The 757-nt window shown below is 60.6% G+C and carries 1 protein-coding gene; it reads right to left on the bottom strand.

Features of this window, described 5'->3' with window-relative positions; all coding sequences use genetic code 11:
* Nucleotides 1–266 precede the first annotated feature (266 nt).
* On the bottom strand, nucleotides 267–653 hold the full coding sequence (locus EN749_RS36675) for a hypothetical protein (RefSeq protein ID WP_128365083.1): 387 nt from the start codon (nucleotides 651–653) through the stop codon (nucleotides 267–269).
* Nucleotides 654–757 lie beyond the last annotated feature (104 nt).

Genomic DNA, 757 nt, shown 5'->3' with positions numbered 1-757 from the left:
ACTTATGACGGTCTCGGCGGCCAAAGGAAGAGACAATCCATCGTCGGCTTTTCTCAAACCCCGAGCGGCTGGATGGCCTCGCTCTATCAATAGCCGTCATGATCTGAAAACGACTGCAAAAGCGTCTCCCAGTCCTTCTCGTCCAAACCGCTCGCACCGTCGCGCAGCAGCGTCCGCACATAGGCCGCCTTGGAGCAACATCGACCATTGTCGAAGCTCTGATTAGGGCACGGACGTCCAAGTTCCGCGATGCGGAAGCCAGTCCCCTATCCTTTCCACATTGTCGAACGGAGAAGAGCCTGCATGTGCTCTGCCAAGTCGAGCTCGCCGCGGCCTTCGATCCTCAAAAGATATCTTGCCTTGGCCCGGCGATCACCTTCCCTAACCGCACGATAGGCACAGACAGCCAGCAGTGCCCTTTCCTCGGCCCGGCTGGCTCTGTCGTGTTCGCGATTGCTGCCGTCCCTTTCTTGGATTGCCTTGCCGAACGCCGCGTACGTTGCCTTGTGCGCCTTTATCAGCGCCCGCAGGTCGCGGGACGGTTCTCGGTCCCGGCCTCGCGGCTCTCCGGCGTGAGCCGTTGCCGCAATCGTGGAGGCGATGACGGCGCTCCCGGAGCTGAGAAGCAAGGCGCGGCGGTTGATCCCGGACATGGTGAACTGTCCTCTTCACTTCATGGCAGGCTGGCAGATCGGTGTCGTAAACACCGGCCGACCGCTCTCATCGTAGCACGACAGTTGGCGCATTCCTGTCAGGA

The organism is Mesorhizobium sp. M7A.F.Ca.ET.027.02.1.1 (genome assembly GCF_004022985.1).
Taxonomy (GTDB): domain Bacteria; phylum Pseudomonadota; class Alphaproteobacteria; order Rhizobiales; family Rhizobiaceae; genus Mesorhizobium.
Note: the sequence above shows the minus strand (reverse complement) of the source record. Positions and strands in the feature narration are given on the sequence as shown.